14 protein-coding genes and 1 CRISPR repeat array are annotated in these 16,325 nt (G+C 32.1%); all 14 genes read left to right on the top strand.

Annotated features, from left to right (window positions below; genetic code table 11):
• Positions 1–12 precede the first annotated feature (12 nt).
• The 14 genes from CI949_RS12145 to cas2 all read left to right on the top strand — a co-directional run bounded on the left by CI949_RS12145 (position 13) and on the right by cas2 (position 14,978).
• The gene (locus CI949_RS12145) at positions 13–327 is read left to right on the top strand and encodes a PTS lactose/cellobiose transporter subunit IIA (protein WP_110301025.1); all 315 of its coding nucleotides are present in this window, start codon (positions 13–15) and stop codon (positions 325–327) included.
• 129 nt (positions 328–456) lie between these two features.
• The gene (locus tag CI949_RS12140) at positions 457–1,785 is read left to right on the top strand and encodes a pyruvate carboxylase subunit B (RefSeq protein ID WP_110301027.1); all 1,329 of its coding nucleotides are present in this window, start codon (positions 457–459) and stop codon (positions 1,783–1,785) included.
• Positions 1,786–1,865: 80 nt separating this feature from the next.
• Positions 1,866–4,136 (top strand): glycoside hydrolase family 3 protein, encoded by a 2,271-nt coding sequence (locus CI949_RS12135; protein ID WP_110301024.1) that lies wholly within the window; start codon positions 1,866–1,868, stop codon positions 4,134–4,136.
• 60 nt (positions 4,137–4,196) lie between these two features.
• Positions 4,197–4,565 (top strand): VOC family protein, encoded by a 369-nt coding sequence (locus tag CI949_RS12130; protein WP_110301023.1) that lies wholly within the window; start codon positions 4,197–4,199, stop codon positions 4,563–4,565.
• Positions 4,566–4,657: 92 nt separating this feature from the next.
• Complete coding sequence (locus tag CI949_RS12125) at positions 4,658–6,367, top strand: AAA family ATPase (RefSeq protein WP_110301022.1); 1,710 nt, start codon at positions 4,658–4,660, stop codon at positions 6,365–6,367.
• A 192-nt stretch (positions 6,368–6,559) separates the two neighbouring features.
• Positions 6,560–7,534 carry a YafY family protein gene (locus CI949_RS12120; protein ID WP_110301021.1) on the top strand — a complete coding sequence of 325 codons (975 nt, stop codon included), beginning with the start codon at positions 6,560–6,562 and terminating at the stop codon, positions 7,532–7,534.
• Between the two features lie 57 nt (positions 7,535–7,591).
• Complete coding sequence (cas3, locus tag CI949_RS12115; RefSeq protein ID WP_110301020.1) at positions 7,592–9,748, top strand: CRISPR-associated helicase Cas3'; 2,157 nt, start codon at positions 7,592–7,594, stop codon at positions 9,746–9,748.
• 23 nt (positions 9,749–9,771) lie between these two features.
• Positions 9,772–10,188, top strand: a complete 417-nt coding sequence (gene cas5c, locus CI949_RS12110) for a type I-C CRISPR-associated protein Cas5c (RefSeq protein ID WP_290766902.1) — start codon at positions 9,772–9,774, stop codon at positions 10,186–10,188.
• Positions 10,160–10,471 (top strand): hypothetical protein, encoded by a 312-nt coding sequence (locus CI949_RS12105; protein ID WP_290766900.1) that lies wholly within the window; start codon positions 10,160–10,162, stop codon positions 10,469–10,471. The genes cas5c and CI949_RS12105 overlap by 29 nt, the downstream gene beginning before the upstream one ends.
• On the top strand, positions 10,471–12,129 hold the full coding sequence (cas8c, locus tag CI949_RS12100) for a type I-C CRISPR-associated protein Cas8c/Csd1 (RefSeq protein WP_110301018.1): 1,659 nt from the start codon (positions 10,471–10,473) through the stop codon (positions 12,127–12,129). The genes CI949_RS12105 and cas8c overlap by 1 nt, the downstream gene beginning before the upstream one ends.
• Positions 12,130–13,014 (top strand): type I-C CRISPR-associated protein Cas7/Csd2, encoded by an 885-nt coding sequence (cas7c, locus tag CI949_RS12095; protein ID WP_110301017.1) that lies wholly within the window; start codon positions 12,130–12,132, stop codon positions 13,012–13,014. It abuts the gene before it with no gap.
• Between the two features lie 5 nt (positions 13,015–13,019).
• Positions 13,020–13,637 carry a CRISPR-associated protein Cas4 gene (gene cas4 / locus CI949_RS12090; protein ID WP_110301016.1) on the top strand — a complete coding sequence of 206 codons (618 nt, stop codon included), beginning with the start codon at positions 13,020–13,022 and terminating at the stop codon, positions 13,635–13,637.
• Complete coding sequence (gene cas1c / locus CI949_RS12085; protein WP_181413340.1) at positions 13,637–14,671, top strand: type I-C CRISPR-associated endonuclease Cas1c; 1,035 nt, start codon at positions 13,637–13,639, stop codon at positions 14,669–14,671. Before cas4 ends, cas1c begins: the two co-directional genes overlap by 1 nt.
• A 16-nt stretch (positions 14,672–14,687) precedes the next feature.
• Complete coding sequence (cas2, locus tag CI949_RS12080; RefSeq protein WP_089719418.1) at positions 14,688–14,978, top strand: CRISPR-associated endonuclease Cas2; 291 nt, start codon at positions 14,688–14,690, stop codon at positions 14,976–14,978.
• 179 nt (positions 14,979–15,157) lie between these two features.
• Positions 15,158–16,263: a CRISPR direct-repeat array (repeat unit 37 nt; unit sequence ATTGCAGTCCCCTTTGTTGGGGGCTGAGAATTGAAAC).
• Between the last annotated feature and the right edge of the window lie 62 nt (positions 16,264–16,325).

Here is a 16,325-nt window from a genome sequence, read left to right as displayed (position 1 = left end):
AGGAGGATATTGATGGAATTAGAAGAGAATCTGATTGAAATTATTTCTTTAAGTGGAGATGTAAAAAAGAAATTTTTAGAAGCTGTTAAACACGCAAAAAATAATGAACCTGAACAGGCAGAGGTAGTTTATGAAGAGGCAGATGATAAATTGATTAAGGCTCATCTAAAGCAGACTGAATTAATTAATCGAGAAGCTGGTGGAGATAAAGTAGAAAGCAGTTTACTGCTCACTCACGCTCAGGATCATCTGATGACAGCTATCTTGCTAAAAGATATGGCAAAGGAATTTATGGATTTATATCAGAGACTTGAAGAAAAGAAATAAGCTAAATTTTTAAAAGGCAGTTCATTAAGGACTGTCTTTTTTTAAGAAAAATTTTTTAAAAATAAAAGTAATTTTCATAAATAAACATTAAAATTAAAAGCTATTCAAAAATATATAAATTAGGTGGTTATAGAAATGTCAGTTAAATTTACAGAAACAGTTTTAAGAGATGGTCAGCAGTCTTTGATTGCAACCAGATTAAAAATTGAAGATATTTTGCCAATTTTAACTAAGCTTGATCAGGCAGGTTATTATGCGCTAGAAGTATGGGGAGGAGCTACCTTTGACAGCTGTATGCGTTTTTTAAATGAGGATCCCTGGCAGCGGCTCCGGAAAATAAGGAAAGGGATTAAAAATACTAAGCTGCAGATGTTATTAAGAGGTCAAAATATTCTGGGATATAAGCATTATCCTGATGATGTATTAGAGAGATTTATCAAAAAATCAGTTGAAAATGGAATTGATGTGATCAGAATTTTTGATGCTTTAAATGATATTAGAAATATGGAAAAGGCGGTAGAATTTACAAAAAAATATGGTGCAGAAGCTCAGGGATCAATAGTTTATACTACAAGCCCTATCCACAACAGTGAAACTTTTGTTAAAAAAGCAAAAACTTTAGCTGAAAGAGGAATAGATTCTCTCTGCATCAAAGATATGGCTGGATTGTTAACTCCTTTTAAAGCCTTTGACCTGGTAAAAAAATTAAAGTCAGAAATTAATTTACCTGTAGAAATTCACAGCCATAATACTGCCGGTTTTGCTTTTATGACATATTTAAAGGCAGTGGAAGCTGGAGTTGATATTATTGATACAGCAATTTCTGCTTTTAGTTCAGGTACAGCACAGCCGACGACAGAAACTATGGCTGCAGTACTTAAAAATAGTAAATACGATGCTTCATTAAGTGCAAAAACTCTGGAGGAAGTTGGGGAATATTTCAGGGAAATTAGAAATAAGTATCAGGATTATCTTGGCTCCTATGAGGTTGATCCACGGATAATTACAAATCAGATTCCAGGTGGAATGCTGTCCAATCTGCGCAACCAGCTGCGGGAACAAAATCAGCTTGACCGCTATGAAGAAATATTAGAAGAAATACCTAAAGTTCGTAAAGACCTCGGATATCCACCACTTGTAACTCCTACCAGTCAGATTGTCGGCACTCAGGCAGTTTTTAATATTGTAACCGGGAAAAAATACGGTTTTGTTTCCAAAGAATTCAAAAATTATTTAAGAGGGATGTACGGAAGACCACCTGGTGAAATCAATCCTGAATTAATTGAAAAGACTATAAATAAAGAAGAAGTAATTACAAATCGTCCTGCTGATAATCTTGAGCCAGCATACGAAAAAGCTGCAGCAGAGATAAAAGATGTCAGCAATAGAGAAGAAGATATTTTATCTTATATTCTTTTTCCAGAAGTTGCAGAAAAATTTCTGCAAGAACACAGGTAATTAAATCGTTTTCGCGAATATTATTAAAAGAGAGATAATCTAAAACTTTAATTATTTAATTTCTGAAAGGAGAATTTACTGTGAATGAAAAAATAGAGAATTTACTTAAAGAGATGACTGTTGAAGAAAAGGCAGAGATCTGTTCCGGTGCCAGCTGGTGGAAGACAGCAGCTATCGAAAGACTTGATATCCCCGCAATTATGATGGCTGATGGTCCTCATGGCCTAAGAAAACAGGATAAAGATGCTGATCATGTAGGTATCAATGAAAGTGTTGAAGCAATTTGTTTTCCAACTGCCTCTGCTTTAGCCTGTTCCTGGGATCGCGATTTAATGACTAAAATGGGGGAAGCTTTAGGAGAAGAATGTCAATCAGAAGATGTAAATATACTTTTAGGTCCGGGAGTGAACATTAAACGTTCTCCTCTCTGCGGCCGTAATTTTGAATATTTTTCTGAAGATCCACTTTTAGCTTCAGAACTGGCTGCAAATTATGTTAAAGGAGTTCAGAGCCTGGGGGTCGGAACTTCCCTCAAACATTTTGCAGCAAATAATCAGGAACACAGGCGTCTCACAGTTAATGCAGAGATTGATGAGCGCACCTTAAGAGAAATATATTTATCAGCTTTTGAGAGAGTAGTTAAAGAAGCACAACCGTGGACAATAATGTGTGCCTATAATCGAGTCAACGGAACCCATGCCTCAGAACATAAAAGACTTTTAACAGATATTCTAAAAGAAGAATGGGGCCACGAAGGTTTTGTAGTTTCCGACTGGGGTGCAGTTAATTATCGGGATCAGGGTGTAGAAGCAGGATTAGAACTCGAAATGCCTTCCAGTCACGGTGATGGTAAGAAAGCTATAGTTGATGCGGTTGAAGCAGGGACTCTAAGTAAAGAAAGTCTTAATCGAGCTGCAGAGAGAATTTTAAAAATTGTCTTTAAAGCTGTAGAAGAATCCAGAGATGATTTAGACTATGATAAAAAGAAGCACCATAAACTGGCCCGGGAAATTGCAGCTGATTCGATGGTTTTACTTAAAAATGAAGATAATATTTTACCATTATCTGAAAAGCAAAGTCTGGGTATTGTTGGAGCCTTTGCCAGAAAGCCGCGCTTTCAGGGAGGTGGAAGCTCTCATATTAATCCCTATCAGGTTGATACTGCCTACTCTGAATTAAAGAAATACAGTCAGGGAGAACTTCCCTATGCTGAGGGCTATTTGATAGATGACGATCATAATGATAGTGAGTTAATTGCTAAGGCAAAAGAACTGGCAGAAAAAGTAGATAAAGTGGTTGTTTTTGCTGGCCTACCAGATCGCTACGAGTCAGAAGGTTATGATCGTGATACCCTGGAGATGCCTCCTAATCAGAATCATTTAATCAATGAGTTATCAGATATAAATGAAAATATAATTGTGGTTTTAAGTAATGGTTCCCCGGTTACAATGCCCTGGTTAAATAGAGTTAAAGCTGTTTTAGAAGGATATTTAACAGGACAGGCAGGTGGAGGAGCTACAGCTGATATTTTATTTGGTCGAGTAAATCCTTCCGGAAAACTGGCAGAAACATTTCCTCAAAAATTAAGTGATAATCCTTCTTATCTGTTTTTTCCGGGAGAAAAGGATAAGGTAGAATATCGTGAGGGTATTTTTGTTGGTTATCGTTATTATGACAGTAAAGAAGTCAAGCCGCTTTTTCCATTTGGTTTTGGTTTAAGCTATACTGATTTTGAATACAGTGATTTAAAGATTGACAAAGAAAAGATTACAGATCAGGAAACTCTAAAACTAAGACTAAAAGTAAAAAATACAGGCAAACTTTATGGTAAGGAGATCGTGCAACTTTATGTAGCAGATCCGGAGAGTACTGTAATTAAGCCGACAAAAGAATTAAAGGAATTTATCAAAGTGGAATTGGAGCCCGGTCAGGAAAAAATTGTAGAATTTGAACTCGGTAAAAGAGCCTTTGCTTATTATAATACTGAAATTGATGACTGGTATGTGGAAAGTGGAGATTATGAAATTTTAATTGGAAGTTCTTCGCGAGATATCAGACTTAAAGAAAAGATTAAAGTTGAGTCAACAGTTGAGCTGTATGATGAATATACAATTAATACTAATATAGGTGATATTATTTCTGATCCAGAAGCTGAGAAATACTTTAATCAGCTGCTGGAAGAATATCTTAAGGGAACAGAGTTAATGGAGAGACTTGAAGGCAGAGATGATGAGATGATGGAAGCAATGTTTAAATACATGCCTTTAAGGTCACTGGCCATGTTTTCTGAAGGTGCAATCAGCAGGATCCAGGTCGAAGAAATTGTTGAGAAACTAAACAAAAAACTTTAGGTACCGGCTTTTGGTACCGGGTACTTGTCAATTAATAGAAAATTAAATTGGAGGCTAAAAATGAGTTATTTATGGACAACCATTAAAGTTAAGGATTTAGAAAAATCAATTGATTTTTATGAGAACATAGTTGGTTTAGAAGTTCAGAGACGATTTGAAGCTGGCCCGGATAGAGAAATAGCATTTCTGGCAGCTGTCAAAGGTGACACTGAAATAGAATTGATTAATGATCAGGATAAAGAAGAAGTAAATATTGGATCAGATATTTCACTTGGATTTGCAGTTGACTCAGTTGAGGAAAAGTTGAAATTTCTACAAGAAAAAGCAATTGAAATTCACAGTGGACCAATCTCTCCCAATCCTCAAATTGAGTTCTTTTATGTGCTTGATCCAAATGGTTTAAAAATTCAGTTTGTAGAAAATAAATAAGATACTATTCAGGAACCGGCATCTTTGTCGGTTCCTTTTGCTTTTAAGGAAGCTGTGATATAATTAAAACAAGATTTAAAGGAGGCGAATTGATGGAAGACTTAAAAAAATTACCAGTAGGTTTAAGTGATTTTAAAAAATTAATTGATAAAAATGCATATTTTGTTGATAAAAGTCTTTTAATTAAAGAAATTATAGATGATATTTCTGAAGTTAAATTAATTACCAGGCCGCGTCGTTTTGGCAAATCTTTAAATCTTTCTATACTTAAATATTATTTTGAAAAAAATGATGAAGATTACAGTTATCTATTTGAAAACATGAAGATTATGGATCAAGCTCAATCTTATTTAGATGAACAGGGAAAATATCCGGTAATAAACTTAACATTTAAAGATATTAAACTTAACAACTTTGATCACTGTTATCAGAAAATAAAAATGGTAATTAGTGAAGAGTTTAAACGACATCAATATCTTTTGAATTCTGATCAAATTTTAGAAATAGATAAAAAACATTTTAAAGAAATCATGACCGAAGAAGCTGGTTATATCCGTTATTCTTCCAGCATTGAGCTTCTAAGTAAGTTGCTTTTTAAACATTATAATCAGGAAGTAATAATTTTACTTGACGAATATGATACTCCAATAAATTATTCTTATTTAAATAATTATTATGAAGAAATTATTGAATTTATGAGAATGCTGCTGTCATCAGCTTTTAAAGATAACCAATATTTAAATACCGGTATAATAACTGGTATTTATAGGGTAGCAAAGGAAAGTATTTTTTCTGGTTTTAATAATCTCAGGGTTTCTTCAATAATCGATAAATCATACTCTCAATTTTTTGGTTTTACAGAAGATGAAGTACTAACTTTACTGAAATATTATAATAAAGATTCAGAAATAAATAAAGTCAGACAGTGGTATAATGGTTACCGTATTGGCAATAACATAGATATATATAATCCCTGGTCAATTTTAAATTATCTGGCTAATGATCAGCTTAAATCTTACTGGACAAATAGCAGCAGTAATGATTTAATCAGGGAAATGCTTGTCAAAAGCAACAGCGATTTCAAAATAAAAATGCAGAGACTTCTAATAGAAACCAGTATAAAAGATATTGAAATTAATACAGATAGTAATTTTAAAGATATTGAAAATAAAAAAATAATAAATGAAGGAAGTATCTGGAATCTGCTTTTATTAAGTGGTTATTTAAAAGTGGTCAATATTGATTATAGTCAACAGCGTAATCCTGCTGCAGAATTAAAAATACCAAATTTGGAAGTAGAAAATTTTTATCATGAAATAATAATGGGTTGGTTTGAGCAGACAGATCTTCACTATAGTGATCTGGAAGAAAGTATAGTTAGCTTGATTAATGGAGAAATTGATGATTTTAAAGAACAATTTCAATACATTGTGGAATCAACATTCAGTTATTTTGATGTAGGTAAAAATAATTCTGAAAACTTTTATCACGCTTTTGTCCTGGGGCTGCTGGTCAACCTAAGTGAACATTATAGAATAAAATCAAATACTGAAACGGGAACCGGAAGAGCAGATATATTGATTATTCCTCAAAATAAAAAAAGATTTGGAATTGTCATTGAGTTTAAAGTTGCCAGAGATAATACTGAGGCTGAATTGAAAAAAGCTGCCAAACAGGCTATAGGACAAATAATAGATAAAGATTATGGTGTAGAGTTAAAAGCTTCTGGAGTAGAGAAAATTATTAATCTAGCAGTTGTATTTTCCGGGAAAAAAGTTTATATTGAATCAGAAAATGAATAAATCATTATAATTGGAAATTTATTTTATATTATCTACCTGTTGGTGCAAATCCAGCAGGTTTTTCTTTTAAAGTTTATTATTTGAAGGATTGTTCTCTTAAATCACGAATTAATTATATAAAGGAAAAATAAGTATTTGCAAACTAATTTTTACGACATAATTTGACAAAATATTTTGATAAGAGGTGTAAAGATGGCTGACAAAAATAGGATATTTAGAATAATTAAGACTATCATGCTCTTAAATGAACCATATAAACACTGGGAAGCTAAAGATTTTGCAAAATACTTTAGTATTTCAGAGAGGACTTTTCATCGGGATAAAAAGATAATGGAGGAACTGGGGGTGCCAATCTATTATGATAAGCATCTTAAAGAATATAAGATTTTAGATAATTTTAGATTTAAAGCTCCTAATCTTGACCAAAAAGAAACCGAAGCAGTTTTGCTGGCTGCAAAAGAATATCAAAATCGAAGTTTTCCAATGAAAAAGGAATTAGAATCAGGACTGGCCAAAGTTTATAATTCACTGCCTGAGTTTTTAAAAAACAGCATGGGCAGCTACATAAAAAATTATGAGATTATTTCCGATCCCTTTGTTGATCTGGAAGAACATCAGCAGAAGTTTGAACAGCTCAAAAAAGCAATAAATAATGAGAATAGAATTTTAGTTAACTATTATTCAATGAGCAGTGATCAGACAACTGAAAGAAAATTAGATCCCTATAATTTATTTTTCAATAATGGTGCTCCCTATCTGTATGCCTTCTGTCATTTGCGGGAGGAAACTAGAATATTCCGGATTGATAGAATAAAGAATATAAAAATTACAGCAGAAGATTTTGTACTGCCAGATGATTTTTCTCTGGCTGAGGAGCTGGATAATGCCTGGGGAGTAGAGCAAGGCAAAGAAGAGATGGAAGTTGAAGTTAAATTTAGCGGTAGAGCAGCTCGTTTTGTCCCCGAATACCACTGGAGTGATAAGCAGGAGATTGAGGAATTAAAAGAAAATAAAATTATCTTTAAGGTTAAAACCGGCAGCCGAGAAGAGATAAAAAAGTGGATTTTAGGTTATGGAGCAGAGGCAGAGGTGCTGAAACCTATTGATTTGAGAGAAGAAATGAGGCAGGAATTAGAAAAAATGATAAAAACTTATAAGAAAAACTGATGTTTGCGACATAGGGTTGTCAGTGAGGGATGGTAAGATGAAATTTGAGGTGTAATAGTGGAAAAATTTATTGCTCATACAGAAAATAATAAAGGAGAAACTCATGATTTAAAAGATCATATTTATGGTACTGCAAATAAAGCTAAGAAATTTGCGGATAAATGGTCTATGGGGGATTTAGCATATATCAGTGGCTTATTACATGATTTAGGAAAGTATAGTGATCAATTTCAGGACTATTTAAAAAATAATTCTTCAGGAGTGGAGCACGCTATTGTAGGAGCAATATTTGCTAAAAATAATAAATCAATTAAGTTTTCAAACATATTACCCTTTTTTATTGCTGGACATCATTCAGGGTTACATAATCTTTCAGATTTAAAAAACAGCCTAAAAGAAAAGGCAAATAAAGATTTTGTAAAAAGTAGTATAAATAATTTTAGTAATAATATTAAATTAGATTATAAAGAAAATGAAAATATAAATTTTGATATTAAAAATGATCCCTTAGAATTAGAATTCTTAATGAGAATGATGTTTTCTTCTTTAGTGGATGCAGATTATTTAGATACAGAAAAACATTTTGATTTAAATAAATATTCTTTAAGAAATATAAATAATTATGATATTAAAAAATTATGGAAGAAATTCAGTGAAAATCAAAATAAATTAATGAAAGAGGCTGAAGATAGTAAATTAAATAATTTTAGAAATAATATTTATCAATCAGTATTAAATAAAGCAGCACAGAAGAATAATTTTTTTAGTTTAACAGTCCCTACAGGGGGAGGAAAGACTAGAACCGGTTTAGGATTTGCATTAAAACATGCAAAATTTAATAATATGGATAGAGTTATTGTTGTTATACCATATACCAATATTATTGAACAAACTGCTAAAACTTATAAAGAAATTTTAGGAGAAGAAAATATTTTAGAGCATCACTCTAATTTTGATTTTAACGAAAATGAAGAAAAATATAATAAAGAAAAAATTAAATTGGCAACTGAAAATTGGGATATGCCAGTAGTTGTGACAACTTCTGTTCAATTTTTTGAAAGTTTATTTTCACATAAGACAAGCAAGTTAAGAAAATTGCATAATCTAGCAAATTCAGTAATTATATTTGATGAAGTTCAAACTTTACCACCTGAGTATTTAAATTCAATTTTACAGGTTTTAAAACAATTAGTAAAAAATTATAATTCTTCAATTGTATTTTCAACAGCTACTCAGCCAGCTTTTGGAGATAGAGATAATTTTAATGGTATAAAAAATATAGAAGAACTTGTTCCAGACACTGATAATTTATTTCGAAATTTAGCAAGAGTTGAATATGATCTAACTTATATTGAAAAGAAATTAAGCTGGAATCAGGTAGCTGAACTAATGTTAGAAGAAGAACAGGCACTAACTGTAGTAAATACAAAAGATGATACTAAAGAGCTTTATTCTAGATTAAGTAAAAAAGCAGAAAATGTTTATCATCTATCAACTTATATGTGTTCTGCACATCGCAAAATTATTTTAAATGAGGTGAAAGAAAAATTAGATAATAATGAAAGTTGTTACTTGATTTCTACTCAATTAATAGAAGCAGGAGTTGATATTGATTTTCCACTGGTTTTAAGAGCAATGGCTCCACTTGACAGTATTGTGCAGGCTGCTGGAAGATGTAATAGAGAAAATAAACTAAAAAAAGGGAAAGTAATTGTCTTTACTCCCCAAGAAAATAAGTTACCAAAGGGAATTTATAAAACTGCTACTGAAAAAAGCAAATTATTTTTAAATGATCCGGAACAATTATTGACAGCAGAAATTTTTCTGGATTATTTTGATACATTATATAAAGATGTGAATTTAGATAAAAAGAAAATTAATGAATCAAGAAAAAGTTTTAAGTTTCGCGAAGTAAGTAGACAATTTAAAATCATTCCTGATGATACAGTAAATGTTATTATTGAAAATAATGATATAGTTGATCAACTGCCGGTTAATTTAAATATCATCAGAGATAAAGAATTCATCAGTCGAGAGGAATGGCGCAAATTACAACCTTATATTATTTCGATTAGAAAATATAAAGTAAATGATTTATTAAAAGAGGGTATGCTTTACGAACTGCTGGAAGAGGTTTATGTCTGGACTGGAAAGTATGATACAAAAGAAGGAATAATATTAGATGGGTATGATTTTAATGATTATGTACAATAATTCTATAAAGGAGGTGAAAAAGTTTGGAAGATTTTAAATTTGATCCTGTAAAAGTAAAAGTCTGGGGAGAATTGGCCTGTTTTACCAGGCCAGATATGAAAGTTGAAAGAGTCAGTTATCAAGTAATGACTCCATCCGCAGCTCGTGGGATATTGTCGTCAATTTTTTGGAAACCTGAATTTGATTGGGTGATTCAAAAAATACAAGTTTTAAATCCAATCAGACATATTTCTATAAGGAGAAATGAAGTAAAAAGCAAAATATCACCTGGAAGTGTAAAGCAGTGGATGAAAAAGAAAGATCATGACCATTATTATGCTGATAAAGATAGAACCCAAAGGAACACTCTAGCTTTAAGAGATGTGAGTTATATAATTGAGGCAAATGTCAGACTAAAAAAGCATGCTAAAAATGAACATCCTGCCAAATATCGAAAATGAACATCCTGCCAAATATCGAGATCAGTTTAGAAGGAGAGTAAATAATGGAAGCTGTTATAAAAGACCTTTTTTAGGTAATAGAGAATTTGCAGCTTTTTTTGCTCCAGTAGATGGTTCTGAAACAGCTATTGATTATACTGACCAATTAGGAAGAATGCTATTTGATTTAAATTATAATATTGATGATGAGAGAGCAAAACCTGTTTTTTTCAATGCAGAACTAAATAATGGTGTGCTGAATGTTCCTGTAGAAAAGTATAAAGAAGTCTGGAGGAATAAATAATGATATTAGAAAAATTGTGTGAATTTGCAGAAACAGTTGAAGATTTTCCTCCACTTCATTTCACAAAAAAATCTTTAGATTGGTTAATTGAAATTAATGAAGCTGGAGAATTAATGGGGTTTACTGATGTGAGTGATGAAGGTAAAATATATTTATTCGCAGAAAATTTAATTGGAAGATCTGGACGAGCTGTACGACCAATTTTATTTGGAGATAAAGCTAAATATATTTTCGGTAATACAGAGGGAAAAGAATTGTCAAATAGGCAGAAAAAATTAAAAAAATCCTTCTATGAGTTGACTGATAATTGTTATGAGTCGACAAATTCGAATAAAGTAAAAGCAGTACTAGATTTTCTTGATAATTATAATATATCTCAATTAGAAAATTATGAAGAAATTGATGATAATGATTGGATGGCATTTCGAGTAAATGGAGAAGATCTTTTAGATTGTCAAGAAATAAGAAGTTACTGGCAGAAAAGGCAGAATGAAGTTGCTAAGGATAGAACAGATATGATTTCAGAATGCTTAGTCTGTGGAGATGAGAAAGCAATAGCAGATAGACATACAGAAAAATTAAAACTAAGTAGAATTGGTGGGCACGGCAGGGGTAATCCCTTGATTTCAGCTAATGTAGAATCTTTTGAATCATATGGTTTAAAAGAATCAAGGATAGCTCCAGTGTGTTTCGATTGTGCTACTCAATATGGTAGAGCAGCAAATTATTTAATAGCAAAAAAAGATCATCGTTTAAAAATAGGAGATATATTATATATCTTTTGGACTAAAAATAATTTAGAGTTTAATGGTTTTGAACTATTAGAAAACCCAGAAGAAAATGAACTTAGAGATTTTTTGAACTCATTTAGAAGTGGAAAAAAATCTTATATTGATGATGAAGAATTTTACTGTCTGGCTTTAAGTGCAAATAACAGCCGGACTGTAGTAAGAGATTGGATAAGTACAACCATTAAAAATGTTGAAGAGAATATTAATAATTATTTTAGAGAAATGAAGTTGGATGATAATAAATCAGACAGATATTATGGGATAAATAGTTTAGTTAGTCAGACAGCTTTTAAATTCGATGATATTAAACCAATAGTGGCAGAATCTTTAGCTTCATATGCTATTAAAGGAAATTCGCTGGTAGAGGCGGTTTTATTTAATACAGTTAAACGAATAAAAGCAGATGTTGAGTTTCGCGTAACTAGACCAAGAGCTTCTTTGTTAAAAATGTATTTTAATTCTCATCCTGAAGGGGGCATAAAAGTGAAAGAAAAATTAAATAAAAAAGAGAATAATCCAGCTTATTTATGTGGTCGTCTATTTAGTGTTATAGAAATTATTCAGAAAAAAGCATTACCAGGAATTAAATCCACAATTGTCGATAGATATTATGGAACTGCTTCATCAGCTCCAGCTTCAGTTTTTGGTAATCTGATTAGAAAAGCCCAGCATCATTTAGCAAAATTAAGGAAAGAAGAAAGTACTACAGGGATGTATTACTGGCTGCAGTCTGAATTGGAAGATATTATGGTAGAACTTAATGATTTTCCGGCAACACTATCACTTAAAGAACAGGGTTTATTTGCACTTGGATATTATCAGCAGAAAGCATATCGTCCAGAAAAAGATAAAGAGGGGGAAAATTAAATGATTTATAGTAATCCAGAAAAAAGACATGATTTTATTCTTATATTTGATGTAAAAGACGGAAATCCAAATGGTGATCCGGATGCAGGTAATCTACCGCGAGTAGATCCCGAAACGATGCAGGGATTAGTTTCAGATGTTAGTTTAAAAAGAAAAGTTAGAAACTGGGTAGCATTAACTCAAGATGAGAATATTTATGTTGAAAATGAAGGGGTTTTATATAATCAACAGGAACTTGCTTATCAAGATCTAGAATTAGATGAAAAAGCTAATGACCGTGATTCAATTGATTATGCTAGAGATTGGATGTGTAAGAACTTCTATGATGTGAGGACATTTGGTGCTGTGATGAGTACCAGTAAATTTAATTGTGGCCAGGTTCAGGGGCCATTTCAATTAACTTTTGCAAGATCTGTAGATCCAATAGTTCCAATGGATCTATCAATTACAAGAGTAGCAGTAACTAAACCTGAAGATGCTCGAAAACAAAGTTCTGATGATGAAGGTGAAAGTTCTAATAAAATAACTGAAATGGGAAGAAAAACTATGATTCCTTATGGCTTATATGTAGCTCATGGTTTTTATAACCCATATTTTGCAGATAATACAGGTGTAACAGAAGAGGATTTAGAAATATTCTGGGAATCATTAGTTAAAATGTGGGATTTAGATCGTTCTGCAAGCAGAGGAATGATGGCCTGTCGAGGTTTATATGTCTTTACACATGAAGATAAAACTGGAAATGCTCCTGCAAATAAATTATTTGATTTAATAAATGTTTCTAAAAAAGATAATGTTGAAACTCCAAGATCATTTAATGATTATCAAGTGTCTGTGAAAAAAGGTATACCTGACAAAATTACACTTTCTAAAATATTGGATTAATAAATATGGATAACCAATATTTTAAATGGCAAAAAATATCCTCAATCCCCATATCAGCTTTACAGCATTATATTTATTGTCCCAGGCAGTTCGCATTGATTCATATTGAAGAAATTTATGAAGAAAATGTCTTTACTATTCAGGGCAATATAGTTCATAAAAGAGTTGATAATGAAAAAAACTATTATAACAAAGACAAAAAGGTGGAAAATAGTTTACCACTTTGGTCAGAAAAACATGGCTTATATGGGGTTGCAGATACTGTCGAGTTTGAAGATGATGAAATAATTCCTGTTGAATTTAAAAGTGGTAAGAAAAAGAATAAATTAGCTGATGATATTCAATTAGCAGCACAGGCTATCTGTCTTGAAGAAATGTTTTCTAAAGAAATAACTTTTGGTTATATTTATTATGATAAATCAAGAAAACGAAGAGAAGTTGTTTTAGATGAAAAGTTACGAAAGAAATTGGACAATACTATTTCTTTTGTCAGAGATTTATTAATTAAACGAAATACACCAAAACCAGTCAATGATCAAAGATGTAATAATTGTTCGCTAAAAGATTACTGTTTACCTGATTTAGCAAGTAGAATAGAAATTTATCTTAAGGAGTTAAAATGATGGCTCACCACATAAAAAATACATTATATATTACTAATCCTGAATCTTATTTAAGAAAAAAACATGATGTAATAATAGTTGAAGTTGAGAAAAAAGAAAAAATAAGAATTCCAGGACATCATTTAGGAAGTATTATCTTGTTTGGAAGGTCTAAAATAAGTCATTATGCTCTTGATTGGTGCATAAAAAATGGTGTTGCAGTAACTAGGGTTACCAGATCAGGACGTTATATTGGAAATTGGGCCGGGCCTGTTAAAGGTAATGTTTTATTAAGAGTTGAACAATTTGATAAATATAAAGATGAAAATGAAAAATGTAAATTAAGTCAGAGTTTTATTAAAGGTAAAATTTATAATCAGAGATCTATGCTCTTAAGAAGTGCAAGAGATATTAGTGATGAAAAAACAGAAAAATCACTTCGTAAAAATGCTACAAAGTTAGATAGAATATTGAACATAATTGATGACAGCGATAATGTTGATCAGATAAGAGGTTTTGAAGGTATTGCAGCTAAGAATTATTTTTCTGTATTTGATGAAATGATTATAAATAAAAATGATTTATTTAAATTCGAAAAACGGACTAAAAGACCTCCCAGGGATATTATTAATGCGATGCTTTCTTATCTTTATGTTATATTAAATCATGATTGTAGAACTGCATTAGAAGCAGTTGGTTTAGATCCTCAAATCGGCTTTTTACATGAGATAAGACCTGGCAAACCAGCTTTAGCTCTAGATTTAATGGAAGAACTAAGACCAATAATGGTGGAAAGATTAGTGTTAACTATGATTAATAGAAAACAGGTTAATAAAAATGATTTTGAATTTAAAGCTGGTGGAGCAGTAGAAATGAAAGATGAATTTCGAAAAAAATTAATACAACAATATCAGGAGAAGAAACAAAATGAAATTAAACATCCTCTTTTGGATAGAGTAATTCCTTATGGTTTAATTCCTTTTATACAGGCAAGGTTATTGGCAAGAAAATTAAGAGAAGATGTTGAGGAATACCCACCATTTATTTATCAGTAAAGGTGTGATAAAATTGATGTATGTTCTGGCATACGATATTTCAACTGAAAATGCTAACGGCAGAAAAAGGTTGAGAAAAGTTGCTGAAACCTGTGAAAATTATGGACAGAGAGTTCAGAAATCAGTTTTTGAGTTTCAATTAGATGATAAAAAATTTTTAATGATGAGAAATGAAGTATTGGAGTTAATGAACAAGAAAAAAGATAATATTAGGATCTATAAAATAATTGCTCCAAAAGATAATTATGTAGAAGAACATGGGAACTTTAAGTCTGTAGATTATGATAATGACACACTGTTAATTTAATTTGCGAAAGAGGAATGTTTGTTAAATTGCTATTTCTTTCGCAAATTATTATAAATACTAATCTAAGAGGCATTTAAAGGAGATGAAGTAAAATGATTTTATTCTTTGTGGAGGTGATAATGGATATTCGCAAAATAGGCTTTATGAATCTTGATTTAACAGGGCTAATTTAGCCTGCTATTGCAGTCCCCTTTGTTGGGGGCTGAGAATTGAAACTTTCGATATTTAGCCATCTAATCACCCCTTTCTAATTGCAGTCCCCTTTGTTGGGGGCTGAGAATTGAAACTTTGTCAATATCATGATATAAATTGCCATCATTGATTGCAGTCCCCTTTGTTGGGGGCTGAGAATTGAAACCTCGTGTGCCTCTGGTATCTTAACATCCGGCATTATTGCAGTCCCCTTTGTTGGGGGCTGAGAATTGAAACAAATCTGCTTACTTGGATTGAAGTTAGCAGTCAGCATTGCAGTCCCCTTTGTTGGGGGCTGAGAATTGAAACGGGTTTACGCAACAGGATCTGCAGCAAAAATAAGATTGCAGTCCCCTTTGTTGGGGGCTGAGAATTGAAACAATGGAACTAGATATTTCTGCGAGCTGGAAAGATAATTGCAGTCCCCTTTGTTGGGGGCTGAGAATTGAAACATCTATAAATTAATTAGTAGAACAAAAAAAGGAGGATTGCAGTCCCCTTTGTTGGGGGCTGAGAATTGAAACCAAAACCAACTCCATAAAAAGTATTCATTCTTGAAATTGCAGTCCCCTTTGTTGGGGGCTGAGAATTGAAACTCATAGTCTGAACGTGTAAATTCCATTGAAGTTATATTGCAGTCCCCTTTGTTGGGGGCTGAGAATTGAAACTAAACATTTCTGAGATAATTTATAGACTAGTCCTATTGCAGTCCCCTTTGTTGGGGGCTGAGAATTGAAACTCATAAGCTTTTTCAACTATCCAGTCAGCATTTTATTGCAGTCCCCTTTGTTGGGGGCTGAGAATTGAAACTATTTAAGACTTCTAAGGTTCTAGAACTATCATATATTGCAGTCCCCTTTGTTGGGGGCTGAGAATTGAAACTGAATATATAGAATCAATTATACTATCCTGTATAATTGCAGTCCCCTTTGTTGGGGGCTGAGAATTGAAACTGGCCGAAGATTATTTTAAGCTGATTACCTTCCATTGCAGTCCCCTTTGTTGGGGGCTGAGAATTGAAACTAAATTAAATATAGACAGTTCTAAATTATATATATTGCAGTCCCCTTTGTTGGGGGCTGAGAATTGAAACGGTGTAAACATCATCCTGATATATAGCATCATTCTGATTGCAGTCCCCTTTGTTGGGGGCTG

Source organism: Halanaerobium sp., assembly GCF_003070835.1.
The sequence above is the reverse complement of the archived record's forward strand: the minus strand, read 5'-3'. Positions and strand labels throughout refer to the sequence as shown.

Excerpts from the sequence above, each read along its gene's own strand:
- CI949_RS12105 (WP_290766900.1), top strand. The coding sequence starts at position 10,160 with ATGAACATCCTGCCAAATATCGAAAATGAACATCCTGCCAAATATCGA.
- CI949_RS12120 (WP_110301021.1), top strand. The coding sequence starts at position 6,560 with ATGGCTGACAAAAATAGGATATTTAGAATAATTAAGACTATCATGCTC.
- CI949_RS12125 (WP_110301022.1), top strand. The coding sequence starts at position 4,658 with ATGGAAGACTTAAAAAAATTACCAGTAGGTTTAAGTGATTTTAAAAAA.
- cas7c (WP_110301017.1), top strand. The coding sequence starts at position 12,130 with ATGATTTATAGTAATCCAGAAAAAAGACATGATTTTATTCTTATATTT.
- CI949_RS12145 (WP_110301025.1), top strand. The coding sequence starts at position 13 with ATGGAATTAGAAGAGAATCTGATTGAAATTATTTCTTTAAGTGGAGAT.
- cas1c (WP_181413340.1), top strand. The coding sequence starts at position 13,637 with ATGGCTCACCACATAAAAAATACATTATATATTACTAATCCTGAATCT.
- cas4 (WP_110301016.1), top strand. The coding sequence starts at position 13,020 with ATGGATAACCAATATTTTAAATGGCAAAAAATATCCTCAATCCCCATA.
- CI949_RS12130 (WP_110301023.1), top strand. The coding sequence starts at position 4,197 with ATGAGTTATTTATGGACAACCATTAAAGTTAAGGATTTAGAAAAATCA.
- cas2 (WP_089719418.1), top strand. The coding sequence starts at position 14,688 with ATGTATGTTCTGGCATACGATATTTCAACTGAAAATGCTAACGGCAGA.
- cas8c (WP_110301018.1), top strand. The coding sequence starts at position 10,471 with ATGATATTAGAAAAATTGTGTGAATTTGCAGAAACAGTTGAAGATTTT.